The organism is Olsenella sp. DNF00959 (genome assembly GCF_001553055.1).
Classification (GTDB): Bacteria; Actinomycetota; Coriobacteriia; order Coriobacteriales; family Atopobiaceae; genus Olsenella_I; species Olsenella_I phocaeensis.
Genome location: NZ_KQ960123.1, coordinates 15,258 through 32,234, shown reverse-complemented (window position 1 = coordinate 32,234; position 16,977 = coordinate 15,258). Strand labels below are relative to the sequence as shown.

19 protein-coding genes and 1 other RNA gene are annotated in these 16,977 nt (G+C 66.2%); 2 read left to right on the top strand and 18 right to left on the bottom strand.

Annotation, left to right across the window (positions count from 1 at the left end; translation table 11 throughout):
• Nucleotides 1-186: 186 nt before the first annotated feature.
• Together HMPREF1868_RS00175 and HMPREF1868_RS00170 are read right to left on the bottom strand one after the other, a co-directional pair.
• The gene (locus tag HMPREF1868_RS00175; protein ID WP_062529331.1) at nucleotides 187-1,179 is read right to left on the bottom strand and encodes a LacI family DNA-binding transcriptional regulator; all 993 of its coding nucleotides are present in this window, start codon (nucleotides 1,177-1,179) and stop codon (nucleotides 187-189) included.
• The gene (locus tag HMPREF1868_RS00170) at nucleotides 1,176-2,099 is read right to left on the bottom strand and encodes a patatin-like phospholipase family protein (RefSeq protein WP_062529329.1); all 924 of its coding nucleotides are present in this window, start codon (nucleotides 2,097-2,099) and stop codon (nucleotides 1,176-1,178) included. The genes HMPREF1868_RS00175 and HMPREF1868_RS00170 overlap by 4 nt, the downstream gene beginning before the upstream one ends.
• A gap of 147 nt (nucleotides 2,100-2,246) precedes the next feature.
• Here HMPREF1868_RS00170 and HMPREF1868_RS00165 point away from each other — a divergent pair, with 147 nt between their 5' ends.
• Nucleotides 2,247-2,756, top strand: coding sequence for a flavin reductase family protein (locus tag HMPREF1868_RS00165; protein WP_062529327.1), 510 nt, complete (start codon nucleotides 2,247-2,249; stop codon nucleotides 2,754-2,756).
• Nucleotides 2,757-2,914: 158 nt separating this feature from the next.
• On the opposite strand, the gene ssrA is transcribed toward HMPREF1868_RS00165, so the two are convergent.
• The 4 genes from ssrA to HMPREF1868_RS00145 form a co-directional block, all read right to left on the bottom strand.
• Nucleotides 2,915-3,279, bottom strand: a transfer-messenger RNA (tmRNA) gene (gene ssrA / locus HMPREF1868_RS00160).
• A gap of 214 nt (nucleotides 3,280-3,493) precedes the next feature.
• Entirely contained in the window at nucleotides 3,494-4,405 is a 912-nt protein-coding gene (locus HMPREF1868_RS00155; protein ID WP_062529324.1) for an ABC transporter permease, read from the bottom strand.
• Nucleotides 4,392-4,817: an ABC transporter permease gene (locus HMPREF1868_RS00150; protein ID WP_368501964.1), complete on the bottom strand. Its 426-nt coding sequence runs from the start codon at nucleotides 4,815-4,817 to the stop codon at nucleotides 4,392-4,394. The genes HMPREF1868_RS00155 and HMPREF1868_RS00150 overlap by 14 nt, the downstream gene beginning before the upstream one ends.
• Nucleotides 4,818-4,826: 9 nt before the next feature.
• Nucleotides 4,827-5,354 (bottom strand): hypothetical protein, encoded by a 528-nt coding sequence (locus tag HMPREF1868_RS00145; protein WP_231782216.1) that lies wholly within the window; start codon nucleotides 5,352-5,354, stop codon nucleotides 4,827-4,829.
• A gap of 52 nt (nucleotides 5,355-5,406) precedes the next feature.
• On the opposite strand from HMPREF1868_RS00145, the gene HMPREF1868_RS00140 reads away from it, so the two are divergent.
• Nucleotides 5,407-5,685: a response regulator transcription factor gene (locus HMPREF1868_RS00140; RefSeq protein WP_231782215.1), complete on the top strand. Its 279-nt coding sequence runs from the start codon at nucleotides 5,407-5,409 to the stop codon at nucleotides 5,683-5,685.
• 33 nt (nucleotides 5,686-5,718) lie between these two features.
• Here the strand turns inward: HMPREF1868_RS00140 and HMPREF1868_RS00135 are convergent, their stop codons facing one another.
• The 12 genes from HMPREF1868_RS00135 to HMPREF1868_RS00080 form a co-directional block, all read right to left on the bottom strand.
• Nucleotides 5,719-6,396: a YoaK family protein gene (locus HMPREF1868_RS00135; RefSeq protein ID WP_062529319.1), complete on the bottom strand. Its 678-nt coding sequence runs from the start codon at nucleotides 6,394-6,396 to the stop codon at nucleotides 5,719-5,721.
• A 150-nt stretch (nucleotides 6,397-6,546) separates the two neighbouring features.
• Entirely contained in the window at nucleotides 6,547-6,687 is a 141-nt protein-coding gene (locus HMPREF1868_RS00130) for a rubredoxin-like domain-containing protein (protein ID WP_009278154.1), read from the bottom strand.
• Nucleotides 6,688-6,844: 157 nt separating this feature from the next.
• The gene (gene smpB / locus HMPREF1868_RS00125; RefSeq protein ID WP_062529317.1) at nucleotides 6,845-7,321 is read right to left on the bottom strand and encodes an SsrA-binding protein SmpB; all 477 of its coding nucleotides are present in this window, start codon (nucleotides 7,319-7,321) and stop codon (nucleotides 6,845-6,847) included.
• Nucleotides 7,305-8,165: a hypothetical protein gene (locus HMPREF1868_RS00120; protein ID WP_082719439.1), complete on the bottom strand. Its 861-nt coding sequence runs from the start codon at nucleotides 8,163-8,165 to the stop codon at nucleotides 7,305-7,307. Before HMPREF1868_RS00120 ends, smpB begins: the two co-directional genes overlap by 17 nt.
• Nucleotides 8,166-8,223: 58 nt before the next feature.
• On the bottom strand, nucleotides 8,224-10,269 hold the full coding sequence (locus tag HMPREF1868_RS00115) for a ribonuclease R family protein (RefSeq protein WP_062529312.1): 2,046 nt from the start codon (nucleotides 10,267-10,269) through the stop codon (nucleotides 8,224-8,226).
• Nucleotides 10,270-10,360: 91 nt separating this feature from the next.
• The gene (gene ftsX / locus HMPREF1868_RS00110) at nucleotides 10,361-11,287 is read right to left on the bottom strand and encodes a permease-like cell division protein FtsX (protein ID WP_009278158.1); all 927 of its coding nucleotides are present in this window, start codon (nucleotides 11,285-11,287) and stop codon (nucleotides 10,361-10,363) included.
• Nucleotides 11,274-12,338 (bottom strand): cell division ATP-binding protein FtsE, encoded by a 1,065-nt coding sequence (gene ftsE / locus HMPREF1868_RS00105; protein ID WP_062529309.1) that lies wholly within the window; start codon nucleotides 12,336-12,338, stop codon nucleotides 11,274-11,276. The genes ftsX and ftsE overlap by 14 nt, the downstream gene beginning before the upstream one ends.
• Before the next feature lie 165 nt (nucleotides 12,339-12,503).
• A complete protein-coding gene (locus tag HMPREF1868_RS00100; protein ID WP_062529307.1) occupies nucleotides 12,504-13,445 on the bottom strand; it encodes a transketolase family protein in 942 nt (313 codons plus the stop codon).
• Between the two features lie 3 nt (nucleotides 13,446-13,448).
• Nucleotides 13,449-14,267 (bottom strand): transketolase, encoded by an 819-nt coding sequence (locus tag HMPREF1868_RS00095; RefSeq protein ID WP_009278161.1) that lies wholly within the window; start codon nucleotides 14,265-14,267, stop codon nucleotides 13,449-13,451.
• A 103-nt stretch (nucleotides 14,268-14,370) separates the two neighbouring features.
• Complete coding sequence (locus tag HMPREF1868_RS00090; protein WP_009278162.1) at nucleotides 14,371-15,054, bottom strand: transaldolase family protein; 684 nt, start codon at nucleotides 15,052-15,054, stop codon at nucleotides 14,371-14,373.
• An 89-nt stretch (nucleotides 15,055-15,143) separates the two neighbouring features.
• Complete coding sequence (locus HMPREF1868_RS00085; RefSeq protein ID WP_062529305.1) at nucleotides 15,144-16,004, bottom strand: L-ribulose-5-phosphate 3-epimerase; 861 nt, start codon at nucleotides 16,002-16,004, stop codon at nucleotides 15,144-15,146.
• Nucleotides 16,005-16,076: 72 nt separating this feature from the next.
• Entirely contained in the window at nucleotides 16,077-16,793 is a 717-nt protein-coding gene (locus tag HMPREF1868_RS00080) for an L-ribulose-5-phosphate 4-epimerase (protein ID WP_197414893.1), read from the bottom strand.
• Nucleotides 16,794-16,977: the final 184 nt, after the last annotated feature.

Genomic DNA, 16,977 nt, shown 5'->3' with positions numbered 1-16,977 from the left:
CCTGCTACCACCTGCAGTCTTAGGTCTGTGTGAAATCGTTCTCACACCTTTGAATAAGATTAGGAGGACGCCTTCACAAAAGGAACACCTTTTGCCGAGCGCATGCGAACGGTAGGTTTTTGTCGACAAACGGGGAACTTTGCAGGCGGGCGAACCTGCCGCTCCCTCGCCGACGGAGGCGAAGGACTATGCAGGACTGTGCGTCGAGCCTCCCAGGACGAGCTTGTAGCCCATCTTGACCTCATGCGGGGCTGCCTCGCTCTGCTCCATCAGCTCGAGGAGCATGCGTGCCGCCTCCGCGCCGCTGGTGCGATAGTAGTAGTGGGCGGTGGTGAGGCTGGGGCTCACCACCTTGGCGAGCATGGAGTCGCCTAGCCCCGTGAGGCGCACGTCCCCCGGCACGACGCGTCCGCTGTCGTGGAGGTACAGCAGGGCACCCGCCGCGATCTCGTCGGTGGCGCAGACGATGGCGTCTGTCTGAGGATGGGCCTCCATGATCCTTGCCGCGCAGTCGAAGCCCGACTGCGCGTTGAACCTGCCTTCCTCGATGGGTGCCGCGTCCACGTCGAACCCCTGGTGCCCGATGGCGTCGACGAAGGCCTTGCGACGAAGGAAGCCCGTCGCGTAGTCCCTCTCGGGCACGGCTATGAAGGCAGGATGGCTGCTGCCCACGGTACAGCAGAGCGCGAGGTCATACATGCTGTCATAGTCGTTGAAGTAGACGCAGTTGACGCCTTTGACATGCTGGCCCAGCACCACGAGGGGCAGGGGAAGGCTCCTGAAGAGTCGCTCGTGCTCTTCCGTTATCTCAGTCCCGATGAGGATGATGCCGTCGCTCCGGCCCTGGTCGGCCAAGGACTTGATGTATGAGATCTCTGCCGATCCGTCGCCGTCCGTGTTGGCGAGCACGGTGCTGTAACCCGAGGCGCCAAGGACTGAGGTGATGCCCGCAACCTCCCGCGCGATGGACTCGGAACTGATCTTGGGGATGATGACCCCAACGAACTGCGTCTTGCCCGTGCGCAGGGTGCGCGCCTGCTGGGACGGCACGTAACCCGTCTGCTCGATCACGCGGGCGATGCGCTTGCGCTTCTCCTCGCTGACATACCCGTCGTTGAGGTAGCGCGACACGGTGGCCCGCGACACGTTCGCCATCTGGGCGATTTCGTTGATGGTCATGCCCTGTCCCCCCAAGACGCGCCCGACCGTCCCGCGAGGAAGGCACGGACCTCGTCCAGGCGCTTGGTCGCCTGCTCCCTGCCCTGCAGGTAGAGGTCCAGCAGCTTCCCCCCGTCATGCTCGTTGGTCGAGACCTCGACGGGCTGCGCGGGCGCTATCACCAGGACCGGGCTCGACTCCTCGGCCTCGAGGGCGAAGAGCCTCTCGCGCTTGGCGTTGTACGAGGAGGCACGCACGGAAAGGGCCTCCTCGTAGTAGGGGAAGCCGTCGTAGCAATGGCTCCGCACCGTGATGCGCTCGTTGAGGCCGGACTTCTGGTAGTCGCGGTCCTGCGTGATCACCACCAGGGCGCGCTCGGCCGGTTCGTAGCCCTTGACCTTCGCCGCGCCCTCACGCCCCAACGCCACCTCGAAGGGGATGGAGTCCGTGGTGCCGCCATCCAGGTAGCGGTGCCCGTCGATCTGCACCATGCTGGAGACCAGCGGAAGCGAAGCCGAGGCGCGCACCTTGACCACGTCCTCGGGAAAGCTCGCACACTCCAGGTAGGCGGGAGTGCCAAACACCACGTCGCTCGCCACGGCAAACATGCGCGTGGCATTGGCGTTGAAGGCCACGTCGTCACCTGGGTCCAGGTGGTTCTGGATCTCCTCGTACATGAACTCGCCACCAGCGAGGTTGCCCGTCGTGGCAAAGGACCAGAGCGACATGAAGCGCCGGTCGTCCCGGAAGGCGAGCATGATGCGCATCGTGCGCCCGATCTGGCGCGACTTGTAGCTCGCCGCGTTGATGGCACCCGCCGAGACTCCCCAGACGCTTGCGAAGTCGTAGACGCCCCTCTCTTGCAGCACGTCCAGGACGCCAGCCGTGAACATGCCCCTGAAGCCGCCGCCCTCGAGGACGAGCGCGTTGCCTCGTGCCATGCAATCCCCCTCCCGTCAGTGCCGCCACCCAACGCCAACGGGCCGCTGGCATTGGGCGTCCGAGCCATTCTCATCATGGATGATATAGTGCAGCAAAAGGGAGAGGAGCGCCTGCCACGACTAGGCGCGCACGGGGAAGAGGGCAAGATGGACGCTACTGCGTTATTCAAGTTCTCATCTGGTCTGTATGTCGTGTCCGCAAGGGCGGACGACGGTGACGTGGGCGCCTGCGTCATCAACACCGGACTCCAGCTCACGAGCAAGCCCCTGCAGGTCGCAGTCGTGGTGAACAAGCAGAACCACACGGAGCAGGTGATCGAGAAGGCCGGTCACTTCGCGCTCGCGCCCCTGACCCAGACGGCAGACATGCCCTTCGTCGGCCGCTTTGGCTTCCGCAGCTCAACCGACTTCGACAAGTTCGAGGGCATCCAGAGCGACGTGACCGGCAACGGCGACCCCTATCCCACCGAGCACGTCGCGGCAATGGTCTCGTGCAAGGTGGTGCAGAGCCTGGACGTCGGCACCCACATGCTCTTCGTCGGAGAACTGGACGACGCGCGGAACCTCCTTGCGGAGGAGCCCCTCACCTATGCCTATTACCATGCGGTCCTCAAGGGAAAGACGCCTCCGAAGGCCTCGTCCTACGTTCCCGAGTAGGCCAGGAAGCAACAGGCACGTGCCTCGCACGTCGGCGTCATCCTTTCGGGACGGCGCTTTGGCAGCGCCTTTTTAGGGATAGCGCAAAGGCTGACACCACGCGTCGCATGTCACACAAGCCCCCTCCCGCACAAGGCGGGAGGGGGCTGACGTCATCATGGTGGAGGTGCGGAGAATCGAACTCCGGTCCAAAGCAATCCCCTGGCAGGTGTCTCCAAGCTCAGTCGTTGGTTGGCTCTCGGACGCCTCGCACCCAACGACACGCGTTCGGCATCCCAGTTGATTCGGTCTTAGCCTGCGGCATACCAACCACGTCCGCAGGAGCATCTCCCTAGAATGACGTCACCCCGAAGACGGGAGCGATCCCCGGTTAGACGGCTGCTAGTAAATTAAGCAGCGAGGGCGTAAGAGCCCTGATAAGAGTTGTCGTCAATTCAATTTGACGGTACCCCTGTTTAACGTGGCGAGGAGACCACGGCTTGCTGCCCACCTCAGAACCACCCTGTCGAAACCAGTCACCCCCATGAGGTTGTGGGGCTGCTGCCACCATGCGCGCTGTCAAGGTTCAAGAACGGGCGATGTGCGTCGAAGGACGACGCGTCCGGTGTCCGTATTCTACCCAAGGGCGACAAGGGGCGAGGCGGGATTCGGTGAAAGTGCAAGCCCACCACCCGTGCCCCACCCCAGGCTGGTCCTCGGGCACCCGACGTCACGACGAGATGCAGACGGACGCCGTGCTACAGCTCGGCCATTCCCCTGCTACGTCCCACGACGAGCGCCACGAGGAGAATGGCAAGCGCATAGACCAGAAGGCCCAGGACCGAGAGCGTCACGAGAGCCGGCGACTCCAACAGGCTCTGCCTTGCAAAGAGGACGACGCCCAGAAGCGAGGTAAGCGCCCACGCGAAGAGGCCGACCGTCAGACATACGGCATAGAGCCGCAGGTTGCGCCTGCGGGCGGTGGTCGGCGCACCCATCCTGCGCTCGCGTATGGCCCGCCCGTTGAGCCTGGTCATCAGGATGGCAATGCAGACGGTGACGCTCGCGAACAGGGGATAGGTGGCGAACATGCAGTAGGTCTGAAACGACTTCGGCAGGGACGTCGTAGCCTGGGGAATCAGGCTTGCCTCGACCTCGCTTTTCATGGCCTCGTTCACGTGCGCCACGATTCCGTCCTGGTCGAAGCCGGTCGTGGCGGCATAGCCATAGAGCCCGCTTGCATAGGACGTGACGCTGGCCTGCATGAGCGCTCCGGCGCCGGACTTGTAGGAGACGTAGGCCTCGAGGCCAGGCGCTGAGGCCCCAGCCCTGGCCGCGGCGACGAGCTTCTCGCCCCAGCCCTCGGGAATCACGAGGATGTAGCTCACCGTGTCCCTGGCAACGGCGTCCTGGATGTCCCGAACGTCATCGGCCAGCTCTCGGTGGTCCCCTTGGGCTAGGACCGCGTCCTTGAGACCCCGAGAGAGCCTGGAGCCATCCCTGTCGATGACCGCAACGCGCGTGGGGTCATACGAGAACGCGGACGCCGGTTGGTCGTTGGAGGCGCTCGCCCCTATGAGGACGCCCATGAGGTTCATGAGAACGAGGTAGATGGCTATGTAGGCCTTATGACCCCAGATGATCTTGAGCAGAGACCTAAAGGTGGGCATAGGAGAGCCTCCTCATGCGAAGGACGGCGACGGCAAAGAACGCGGTTGCCATGGCGAGCAGGACGAGACAGCTCTCGAAGAATGGCCCCAGAGTGTCGTAATACAACAGGGCGTAGAAGCGGTTCGCCATATGCCACAGCGGGTTAGCGTGAGAGAGAGCGGGGGACGCCAGCTCGACGGCGTCCGCCAGACCCTGTGCCGTCGGTCCATAGAGTCCCGTGAAGAGCGAAAGCAGGCAGCTGATTCCCGAGACCGCACCCGTCTCAATACGGGTGGTGCCAAGCGCGGCGCCCAGCGCACAGCTCATCAGGGATGAAACCGCGAGGGCAACGAAGGCATAGCCTGCCTCGCCACCAAAGCCGACTCCCACGACCAGCCACATGAAGAGGTAGGTCGTGCAAAGGCATGCCAGCTCGCAGACTCAGGCCGCCAGCAGCGTCGCCAGGAGAATGCGCCAGCGCGGCGTTCCTGCCATGGCGCTGCGCACGCCAAGGGCCGAAATGCCCGGCTGCGTCCTCTTGACGGCAAGGACGGCCAGCATCATGCCCATTCCGGCGGACATGGCCAGCAGGGAGTAGTAGTAGCGCGCGTCGGGGTCGGGGGCGACCTTGGTGACCTGCAGCTCTTGCGTGTCAACGCCTCGAGAGAAGGTGGTCGTCAAATCACCACCGGCAAGAAGCTGGGGGGCCTGCCTTGCGACGTCGGCAATCTCCATCCGCGTGCGCAGGTAGGAGTTGAGCGCCACCCGCATCGCCGCGGGGCTCAGCTTGCCGTTCAGGGACGCGTCGACGTGCAGCCGGGGAACGCCTTCGCCGTCAACCGTGACGTAGCCGTCTATCGCACCATCGCGCGCCGCCGCAATGGCGTCTGCCTCGCTGCCAAAGCGGCTGAGGGACGCAAGCCCCCCCATCGTCGCCGGATATGAGGTCGAGCATCTGGCCAAGGCCATATGCCCTCTCGTAGTCCCCATCCTCCACGACGCCGAGGCACTCAGGTCAGTGATGGCCGGCCAGAGCGTCCTGGAGGGAGAGGTCCTGGAGAGGGCGACGACGCTGGGCGGGAGCGTTGTGACAGGCGACGAGTCCGCCCTGGCGCCGCTCTCCCAGCGCGAGCGAGAGGTGGTCAGACTCGTCTCGGAGGGCCTCGACAACTCCCAGATCGCCGCGCGCCTATTTCTCTCGGAGGGGACGGTGCGCAATCACATCAGCGCGATCCTTGCCAAGCTCGCCCTGAGGAACCGCACCCAGATAGCCGTCTTCTACTACAAAAGGTGCCAATAGGCAGAACGCCGCCAAGGGCAGGAGGAAGGCGGCCTACGACTTCTGGCTCGCCCTGCCCTCTCGGTCATGGAACATGAGGGTGATGGCCAAGGCGAGAAGCACGCAGCTCACGCGGATGGCAGACAGTTCGAGGGGCGCCAACAGCCAGTTCCCCAACACTGCACCCACGACGAAGCAGGCGATCACGCCGTAGTAGAGCGCCGCCGTCCTGAGGTGGACGCGGCCGCGACCGTGCGCGTACGAGACCAGCGCCTGCGTGCCGCTACGAAGGTTCCCTATGCACATGGTGGTGGCGAATGGCCTGCCGTGGAGCTTTCGAAACGCCTGGACCTGCATGCCACATGCAAGCGAGGTGAGGCTGTTGGCGAGCAGGTTGAGCTCGTCCGGCATGAACGAGACCGCAAGGAGCAGGAGCACCTCGACGACGAGGACGTACTGCCTCCAGTGAAGCCCGCGCGGCATGCGGAGCTTGAGCTCGTGCGCGAGGACGCAGCCCACGGCGAAGCCCAGGACGGGGCAGGCGTAGCGCGTGGCCGCGGCGAAGTCTCCGGCAGAGAGGTGCACCCCCAGGAGCAGCAGGTTTCCCGTCTGGGCGTTGGCGAAGACCTTGCCGCGCCCAAGGTAGGAGTAGGCGTCCATGAGCCCGCCCGAGAGGGCGAGGATGAGGGCGAGCTCTATTGATTCGGATGTCTGCGAAGCGCGCTTGCGCAAGGCTGGGCCTCCCTTGATTCGACCGCCCCCTACCCTACTACGCGTGAGCGAGCCCGTTCGACGCCACACCTGCCCGACACATTCCGTCCCGCGTCAAAAGGGACGGCTGGTTGCCCAGCCGTCCCAAAAGGTCACGCTATGTGGTTCAGGCTACTCCTCGACGAGCTCGAACATGTCGGCACCGACGCCGCACATGGGACAGGTGTAGTCCTCGGGAAGCTCGGGGGTGTCGACCTCGACCTCGAAGCCACAGACGGTGCACACGAACTTGTAGGTCTTCTCGTCAGCCATGGGTGTTTCCTCTCTCCGTTGGCCGCCCGTTCCCCGCGGGCGCGCCAGTTTGTTACCCGAATGGGCGCAATTATCATACCCCACGCAAAGTACCTGCGGCAACGCCGTCTGCCGAGAAGCCATGGCAAACCATGGCCCCAGATGCCCAACTCTCTTGCTAGCGGCTGCGCTCCTTGAGGGCGCGCTGTATGTCGCGGTCCGTCTGCTTCTTGGCGAGGTCGACCCTCTTGTCATAGAGCTTCTTGCCGCGCCCTAGGCCGAGCTGCAGCTTGACCCGATTGTGCTCGTCGAAGTAGAGCTCCAGGGGCACGATGGCCTGGCCCTTGGTGCGGAGCTTGCCGTCCAGGAAGTCAATCTGCCTGCGGTGCATGAGCAGGCGCCTCCTGCGATCGGGGTCCACGTTCCACACCCCCCCGTTGGAGTAGGGGTGGATGTGCATCCCCACCAGGAAGAGCTCTCCCCCACGGATGATGCAGAAGGAGTCCGTGATCTGGGCCGAGCGCTCGCGCAGGCTCTTGACCTCGGTGCCCGTGAGCTCGACGCCGGCCTCCCAAGTCTGGTCGATGAAGTAGTCATGCCAGGCGGTGCGGTTCTTCGAGATGGTCTTCTTCTGGCGCCTAGTAGGAGCTGGCATTGCCGTCGCCCCCCTCCTCGTCCTCGGCGCGGATCAGCCTGAACAGCTCCATGGCGGCCTCCTCGCCCACCAAATCGCGGGCGCGGAGGGTGAGCTGGGCCGCCGTGTCGCGCTGGCCGAGGTCCGCCGCGTCGGTGGCGCACATGAGCAGGCAGACTGCCACCTCCGCGTTGGCGCCGTCGGGCAGACCCTCGGCGGAGAGGAGCTCCCCGGCCTGCTCGTCGCTTACCAGGTCGGGGTCGTGGTCGGTGCCGGCAGCCTGGTCGAGGGCGGCGTCAAGCGAGTCGTCCCGCACGTCGAGCCTGCGTGCGGCGCGCAAGGCGGACGCGGCAGCGAGGGGCTTGTCCTGCGCCACGAAGTAGCCCACGAAGTTGAGGAAGGCCCGTGCGAGGTGGCGCGCGTCACTCGCGCGCTCGAAGACAGAGTAGCTCAGGGCGAGGAACTCCTGGACGTTACCGTCTATGCGGAAGAGGTCCGCCAGGTTGAGGCGGTACTCGCAGCCCATGGGGTTCCAGCGAACCGCATGCTTGAGGGCCTCCGTCGCCATGGCGTAGTCGCCCTCGTGGATGCAGGCGAGGGCGAGGTCCGCGTACAGGCGGTCGAGGGGCTCGCCCACGTCGCGCAGCTCGCGCGGGTCGTCCTCCACGCGACGGTACGCGAGACGCTCGAAGAGCGTGGGGAAGCTGAACCATTGCAGCTCGTCGGTGGTGGGGCAGTTGCGGTCGATGTACTCCTCCGCGTCTTCCGCAAGGCGCGCGAGCAGCTCCTGCGCCTGCCCTGCCTGTCCCTGCACCAGCAGGCCCTCAGCCCGCAGCAGCTCGTCGGTCATGCTCGTCTGGCTCACGTCGGCTCCTTCTTGGGGAAGGCCCCCTCGTCCCGTGTCTAGGGTCATAGACTACCCGTTAGCGCCCCTCCGTTGCACGCGGCCCGCCGCCGGCCAGGGCGAAGTCGATCTGCCCTCGCGAGGGCTTCGTCCCCGTCACGGTGACGGCAACGCGCATGCCGGGCCTCCAGACGCGCCCGCTCTCCTCGCCCGTGAGCGTGAGCAGCTCCTGGTCGAACGAGAACCACTCGTCGCCCAGCTCCCGCGCGGGCAGCAGTCCCTCCGCGCAGCTCTGGTCCAGCATCACGAAGAGCCCGTAGCGCTCGCAGCCCACCACGACGCCCGAGAAGTCCTGGCCCACCTTGTCGGAGAACAGCTGGGCCATCTTGACCTTCTGGGAGTCGCGCTCCGCGGCGTCCGCCACGCGTTCCCGCTCGGAGCAGCTCCGGCAGATCTGGGGGAGCTCGCGCTCCATCTGTGCGACGTCGAGGCCCGCCCTCGCCCCAGCGAGGAGGGCCTTGAGGCTGCGATGTACCACGAGGTCGGGATAACGCCTGATGGGAGAGGTGAAGTGGCAGTACGCGGGGGCGCCCAGGGCGTAGTGGCCGTCATTGTGAGGAAGGTACACGGCCCTGCGCTGCGCGCGAAGGAGCACCGCGTTGGCCAGCACCTCCGCCGTAGTGCCACGCGCCGCGTCCAGCACCACCTGGATAGCGTGCGGGTCTGCGGCAAGGAGCCCGGCGACCTCCTCGGCATGCACCAGGCCGAGCTCGCGCAGGATGGGCAGGGCGGCGGCGAGGTCCTCGTGGGTGGGTTGCTCGTGCACGCGATATGCCGTCGCAATGCCACCTGAAGAGAGCATGTCCGCCACGGCCTCGTTGGCGAGGAGCATGGCCTCCTCCACCAGGGCCGTGGCACGCGTGCGGGCGCGCACGCGGACGCCGGTGGGATGCCCCCCCTGGTCGAGGGTCACCTTCGCCTCGCGCGTCTGGAAGTCGATGGCACCGCGCTCGCGCCTCCGCTCGACCCTTAGGCGGGCAATCTGGTCGAGCACCCCGAGGGATTCGACTATGGCCACCTGGTCCCCCCGTACAGCAGGGAGGTCATCCGCAGAGATCCTCCCCTCCAGGAGGGCGTCGACCTCGTCGTAGCTCAACCGTGCCCTGGAGCGGACGGCGGAGCAGCAGGCCTCTGTCGCACGAGGCTCTCCCCTCTCGTCAAGCGAGACGAACACGCTCATGGCGAGCCGGTCCTCGTCTGGGCGCAGGGAGCAGAAGCCGTTGCAGAGGCGCTCCGGAAGCATGGGGAGGACTCGGTCGGCGAGGTAGCAGGAGCAGCCCCGCTGCCTCGCCTCCACGTCCATGGAACTGTTCCACCGCACGTAGTGGGACACGTCGGCGATGTGGACCTCGAGCTCGAAGCCATCGGGCGTCCTGCGCGCTCCGACGGCGTCGTCGAAGTCGCGTGCGTCCGCCGGGTCAATAGTCACGGTGACGTGCGAGCGCAGGTCCCGCCTGCGGCGGTCGGACGCAAGCGCGCCGTCGACGTCCAGGGAGAGCGACTCGGCCTCGCGCAGTGCGACTTCGGGGAAGCTCGTCGCCAGGCCGTGCGAGGCGATCACCGCCTCCATGTCCAGGTCGAGCTCCTGGGCGGAGCCAACCCTGCGGGCTATGGTCACGACCCCGGCGGCATGGCGACTGGGATACTCGAGTATGCGCGCCTCGACCACGTCCCCCTGCCCCACGCCCAGCCGACGCGCGCTCTGGTCCTGCGGGAGGACGAAGAAGTCGTGGGTGATGCGCCCGTCCAGGGGAAGGACGACGCCCAGGGGGTCGGCCTCCTCGTAGCTGCCCAGGAACTCGTTGCGCGCGCGGGCAACGACGCCCTGCACGTACGCCACGCGCTCTTTGCTCCCGTGCCCGCGGGCCAGGCTCAGCCGGACCTCGTCCCCGTCCATGCCCTCGCGGAGTCCTCCCCTCGCCACGACGAAGTCCCCCTCTGCGGTATGCACGGTGGCGAGCCCGGGGCGCACCACCCTGAGCGTGCCGGTGAGAAGGGCCTTCGGCTTGCGGACGCCGGTGCCTCTCCCCCGCCGCCCGGAACCATGCGAATGCCTGACGGACATGGAACCTCCCTATGAGACGGGCGGCGCAACCCGAAGGCCACGCCGCCCAGACGAGCTCATGCGCGGACAGCGCCCGCGGTTCGATTGCCGGCTAGACCCTGAGGAAGCGCCTCATGGCGATGGCCGAGCCAAAGAGGCCCAGCACCAGCCCGGCGACGAGCAAGGCCCCGTAGGTGGTGAGCATCACGTTGAGGGGCAGGTTGAACGAGAGGAACTGCAGGCTGTTCTGGAGCTTGGGGAGCACGACCTGGGACCCCAGCTGCAGGACGGCGATGGCCAGGAGGGAACCGATGAGCGCCTCGAGCATGCCCTCTGCCAGGAAGGGCCCGCGGATGAAGCCGTTGGAGGCGCCAACCAGACGCATGATGGCAATCTCGCGCCTGCGGGCGGCGATGGCCAGACGAATGGTGTTGTTGATGAACACGAAGGCGATGAACGCCAGCAGCAGAACCAGGACCGCCACGCCGACGCGCAGGTAGTAGGTCACGCTGAAGAGGCGTTCGACCGTCTCGCGGCCGTACTGCACGGAGGACGAAGGGTCGTTGGCGTCGTCCGCCACGCCCTTGAAGTCAGCGTCGCCCGAGAGCTGGGTGGCCACGGACTCGACCTCCTGGGGGTTGGTGAGGGTGATGACCAACGAGGCGGGGACGGGGTTCTCGCCGTCGAGGGCCGCAACGGCATCGCTGGCGTTGCGATTGCTCATGGTCTGCTTGTATTCCTCCAGCGCCTGGTCCTTGCTCTTGTACGAGACGGACTCGACGTTGTCCCAGCCCTGGACCTTCCTCTGCAGGGCGTCCACCGCCGACTTGTCGGCGGAGTCGTTGAGGAAAGCCTGGATGGTGACCTGGTCCTCGACGCTGCCCACGAGGTTGTTGATGAGCGCTGAGCCCATCACGAACAGCCCGATGACGAAGAGCGAGAGGAAGATGGTGACGATGGCCCCCAGCACGGTGGACCAGTTCCTACGGAAGTGCCTTCCCGCCTCGCGCAGGGAGTAGCCGATGTTAGATGGCGCCATAGTAGCCGTAGCCTCCCCTCTCCTGGTCGCGCACGACGTGGCCGGCCTCAAGGGCCAGGACGCGCTTGCGCATGGAATCGACCATCTCGCGGTCATGGGTCGCCATGACGACGGTGGTTCCGGTGCGGTTGATGCGGTCGAGCAGCTTCATGATGCCCAGCGAGATGGCGGGGTCCAGGTTGCCCGTGGGCTCGTCGCAGACGAGCAGGGGAGGCCTGTTGACCATGGCACGGGCGACGGAGACGCGCTGCTGCTCTCCGCCCGAGAGCTGGTCGGGGTAGTTGTCCATCTTCTCGGCCAGTCCGACGAGGCGAAGCACCTCGGGCACCTGGGCCTTGATGACGGAGCGGGGCTTGCCGATGCACTCCAGCGCGAACGAGACGTTCTCGTACACGGTCTTGTCGGGCAGGAGCTTGAAGTCCTGGTACACCGTGCCGATCTGGCGGCGGAGGTACGGGACCTTGCCGTTGCGCATGCGCGTGAGCTCCTGACCGGCGACCATGACCTTGCCCTTGGTGGCGCGAAGCTCGCGCGTGAGGAGCTTGAGGAAGGTGGACTTGCCGGAGCCGGAGTGACCCACGACGAAGACGAACTCGCCAGGATAGATGTCCAGGCTGACGTCATCGAGGGCGGGCTTGTTGGGCTGGGCGGGGTAGATCAGTGTGACGTTTCTGAGCGAGATGGTGGGGGTCCCCGTACGCGCGACCACGGGGGCGTTGGAACCATCAATGGGGGCGAACACGCTGGTGAAGCCAGGCTGGGCGGGAGCCTGCGCCTCGTCCTCGCGCACGGTCAGGCCGGCGGCGGAAGCCCCTGCCTGCTGAGGCTCGGGTGCTCGGGGCGCCTCGGCTACCGACTGCTCGGGCATGGTGTTCTGGTCCTCTTCGGGAGCCGGCGCCACGTGGCGCGGCTCCGGCTGGGGGGCGGCGTCCTGCGCGGGCTCCTCGCCCGTCACGTCCGCACCCACCTCAGGGACCTGCGAGTCGGCGGGAGCCTGCTGCTCCAGCTCCTCGTCCCCCTGTCGCTCGCTGCTGCGAAAGTGGTTGGCCACAAGAGCTCCTTTTTCTACGTAGCGAAAACTGACAGATTCCGGTGCATTTTAGCAAATGGCCCCAAAGCCGCAGCTTAGGGGCCAGCCACCGCACATATAAAGCACGCTGTGGCCCCGACCCCTAGGGGCGCGGGACTACAGCCATGCCCATATGGCAGTCAGCTCCTAGTGGAGGAACTCCTCGACCTCGGCCTGGATGCCCCTTGCGTCCAGGCCATACTTGGCCAGCAGGTCCAACGCGGGTCCGGACTCGCCGAAGACGTCACGCACGCCGACCTTACGGACGGGCGTGGGGCAGCTCTCGCCGAGCGCGTCGCAGACGGCGCTGCCCAGCCCGCCGATGACGGAGTGCTCCTCCACGGTGACGACCCTGCCAGTCTTCCTGGCCGAGGCGATGACGGTCTCCTCGTCGAGGGGCTTGATGGTGTGGATGTTCACGACCTCGGCGCTGACGCCCCTCTCCGCGAGCGCCTCGGCCGCCTCGAGCGAGGCGGCGACCATGAGGCCGCAGGCGACGATGGTGACGTCCGTCCCCTCTCGCTCGACGATGCCCTTCCCCAGCTCGAACTCGTAGCTGGCGGGGTCGTGGAAGACGGGGCCGGCGAGGCGCCCGAAGCGCATGTAGACGGGACCGTCCAGCTCGTAGGCGGCGCGGACGACCGCGCGCGCCTCGACGTCGTCGGAGGGGACGACCACAGTCATGCCGGGGATGGTGCGCATGAGGGCGATGTCCTCGTTGCACTGATGCGTGGCACCATCCTCGCCCACCGAGATGCCGGCGTGCGTGGCGCCGATCTTGACGTTGAGGTGGGGGTAGCCGATGGAGTTGCGCACCTGCTCGAAGGCGCGGCCGGCGGCGAACATCGCGAAGGTGCTCGCGAAGGCGACGCGCCCGGTGGTGGCGATGCCGGCCGACACGCCCATGAGGTTGCCCTCGGCGATGCCCACGTCGAAGAAGCGGTCGGGGTAGGCCGCCTTGAACTTGCCCGTCTGGGTGGCGGCCGCGAGGTCCGCGTCCAGGACCACGAAGTCGTCGTGCTCCGCGCCCAGCTCGACGAGGGCCTCGCCGTAGCTCTGGCGCGTGGCGATCATCTTGGTGTCTGCCATCTGCTATGCCTCCTCGAGTTCTGCCATGGCCTGCGCGTACTGCTCGTCGTTGGGGGCCTTGCCGTGCCAGCCCACCTGGTTCTCCATGAACGAGACACCCTTGCCCTTCACGGTGTGGGCGACGACGCAGCTGGGAGAGCCCTTGGTCTGGCGTGCCTCGGCGAAGGCGGCGCGCAGCTGGTCGAAGTCGTTGCCGTCGGAGACCTCGATCACGTGGAAGTTGAAGGCGCGGAACTTGTCGGCGATGGGCTGGGCGGAGTTGACCTCCTCGATGGTCCCGTCGATCTGGAGCCCGTTGTTGTCGACGACCAGGCAGAGGTTGTCGAGCTGGTGGTTGCCGGCGAACATCGCGGCCTCCCAGACCTGGCCCTCCTCGATCTCTCCGTCACCCAGCAGGCAGTAGGTGCGGTAGGAGTCGCCCCAGTGCTTCGCCGCCAGCGCCATGCCCACCGCGGCCGAGACGCCCTGGCCCAGCGAGCCGGTGGTCATGTCGACGCCGGGGGTGTCGTTCATGTTGGGATGGCCCTGCAGGTGGGAACCGATGTGGCGCAGGGTCTCGAGGTCCCCCGTGGGGAAGAAGCCCCTCTGCGCGAGCGTGGCATAGAGGCCCGGCGCGCAGTGGCCCTTGGAGAGGACGAAGCGGTCGCGGCTGGCCTTGCGGGGGTCGGCGGGGTCGACGTCCATCTCCTCGAAGTAGAGGTAGGTGAAGATCTCGGTCGCGGAGAGCGACCCACCGGGGTGGCCCGACTTGGCGGCGTGCGTGCCGGTCAGGATCCCCTTGCGGACCTCCCTGGCTATGGTCTTGAGCTCGTCATTGCCCATGGCGTCTCCTTCTGTCGTCTTGTCTTGCCAAGGGGGGTGCGCCCCTCTCGGCTAAAAAAGTCCCGGCCGGCAGAGACGCCGACCGGGACCTGCTGGTGCTTTCCTACGCCTCTGCGGTGACCTTGGCCCAGTCTGCGGCAAAGAGCTCGAGGCCGCGGTCGGTGAGCGGGTGGTGCACGCACTTCTTGAGCGCGCCGAAGGGCACCGTGGCGATGTCGGCGCCAAGGAGCGCCGCCTGGGTCACGTGGTGCGGGGTGCGCACGGACGCGGTGATGATCTCTGGGCCGTCCTCCTCGTCCCAGTAGCCGTAGCTGTAGTTGTGGACGGCGTCGATCATCTCCTCCAAGTGGTCGAGGCCCTCGTCACCGATGTCGTCGAAACGGCCGACGAAGGGGCTGATGTAGCGGGCGCCGGCACGAGCCGCGAGCAGCGCCTGGGGAGCGGAGAAGACCAGGGTGCAGTTGACGCGAATCCCCTCCTTGGCCAGGGTGTGCATGGCGGGCAAGCTTGCCTCGCAGATGGGGAGCTTGACCACGATGTTGGGTGCGAGAGAGGCAAGGCGACGACCCTCGGCGATCATGTCCTCGGTGGTCTCGGCGGTGGACTCTGCCGAGACGGGCAGGCCCTCGCAGATCTGGCAGATCTTGACCATGTGGCCCTCGAAGTCGGCGAGCTTTCCGCCGGTCTTGGCATAGAGGCTCGGGTTGGTGGTCACGCCAGAGAGGCAACCCCAGGACTCCGCCTCCTTGATCTCATCGAGGTCCGCGGTATCGACGAAGAACTTCATGAAGAGCTCCTTTCGACGCGCCCGCCAACGGGCGACTTCCACCGTACTTGAGCGAAGTGGCCAGATGGCACCATATTACAAGGGATAGCCTATCCCAGCTCTGCCATCGCGGCGTCGATCTTTTCGCGGACGAACTCGGATGCATGGGCCACGTCGTCCCTCCAGGCATCGGAGCCGAGGTACCACATCTCGCAGACGTAGCGACGAACCCCCTGGGGGACGAGCTGGGAGAGGGCGCCCTCGTAGTCGGTCGTACCCTGCCCGAAGAGCATGTCACGATACTTGCCCGCCTCGGTCGCCTTCATGTGAGCCGCGAAGATGTGCCCGGCGCCAGTCGCGATGTCATCCGCGACCGACTTGCCATAGATCAGCGAGGCATTGGTCAGGTTGCCCGCGTCGGGATAGACGCCCAGGAAGGGGCTGCCCACGAGGTCGACGTAGCACATGGCCTTCTCGACCGTGTCCATGAAGGGAGTCTCCATGGTCTCGAAGCCCATCACGACGCCCGCGCTGGCCGCCATCTCGGTTGCCTTGGCCAGGTTCTCGGCGAAGTACCTCTCGGAGTCGGCGTGAGCGTCCTCCTCGTAGTAGGCGTCGTAACCGGCCAGCTGGATGATGTGCAGGCCGAGGTCGCAGGCGAGGTCGAGCGCCTTGTCCATCATGACCAGGGCGTACTCGCGCTTCTTGGGGTCCTTTGCCCCGAGGGGCCACTTGCGGTGGCCCGAGAGGCACATGGAGCCCAGGGGCACGCCCGTGTTGCGCATGGCCTCGACCACCGCGCCCCTCTCCGCAGCAGTCCAGTCCAGGCGTGCCTGGCGGGCGTCGGACTCGTCGACCGAGATCTCCATGTAGTCGAACCCGGCCTCGGCAGTCACCTGGAGACGCTCCTCCCAGCTCAGGTCCTGGGGGGTCGCCTTCTCGTACAGTCCCAGCTCGTAGCTCTTGCCCATGGGGCTCCCTTCGTAGCGCCGCGGGACGGAGGCCCAGCCCCGCGGCCGGATGACATGCCCTTGCGCGACGCCCTACTTCCCCTGGCCGTAGTAGGCGTTGGGGCCGTGCTTGCGCATGTAGTGCTTGTCGAGCAGATACTGCGGGGCCTCTGCCTCCTTGACCGGCTTGCCCATCACGCCGCAGAGGGTCTCGGTGCGCAGGCCCATGAGCGCCGTCTCTTCCATCACCTTGGCGTGGTAGACAGCCTGCGCCGCGTCCTTGCCCCAGCTGAAGGGTCCATGGTTGCGCACGAGGCAGCCAGGCTGGGCGATGGGGTCCAGGGCCTCGAAGCCCTCGGCGATGACCTTGCCGGTGTTGAGCTCGTAGGCCTCCTCGATCTCTTCCTTGGTGAGGCCCCTCATGCAGGGGATGGAGCCATAGAAGTAGTCGGCCTGCGTGGTGCCGTAGCAGGGGATGGAACGACCGGCCTGGGCCCAGGCCACGGCGCAGTTTGAGTGGGTGTGGACGATGCCACCGACCTTGTCTCCCCAGGCCCTGTAGAGGTAGGCGTGAGTGGGCGTGTCGGAGGAGGGGTTGAGCTCGCCCTCCACCACCTTGCCGTCGAGGTCACAGATCACGAGCTTGTCGGGCGAGAGCTCGTCGTAGTCGACGCCGGAGGGCTTGATGACGAACAGGCCGCTCTCGCGGTCGAGCTCGGAGGCGTTGCCCCAGGTGAACACGACCAGTCCATACTTGGGAAGGTCCATGTTGGCCTCGTAGACCTTCTCGCGCAGTTCCTTGAGCATCATAGTGACCCCTCTCGTCGTGTTCCATGCTTCCGGCCGTCGCGACGACGGCCCTCGTGGATGACTCAATTCTAGCGCGGGGAGACCTGCAGCCGCGAAGCTTCCCGAGCCGCGCCATGGGCCGCGGACGTCAGCCGGACCATTCCTAAGACGAGGGCCCCGGACGCGGCTCGCGCACGTCCGGGGC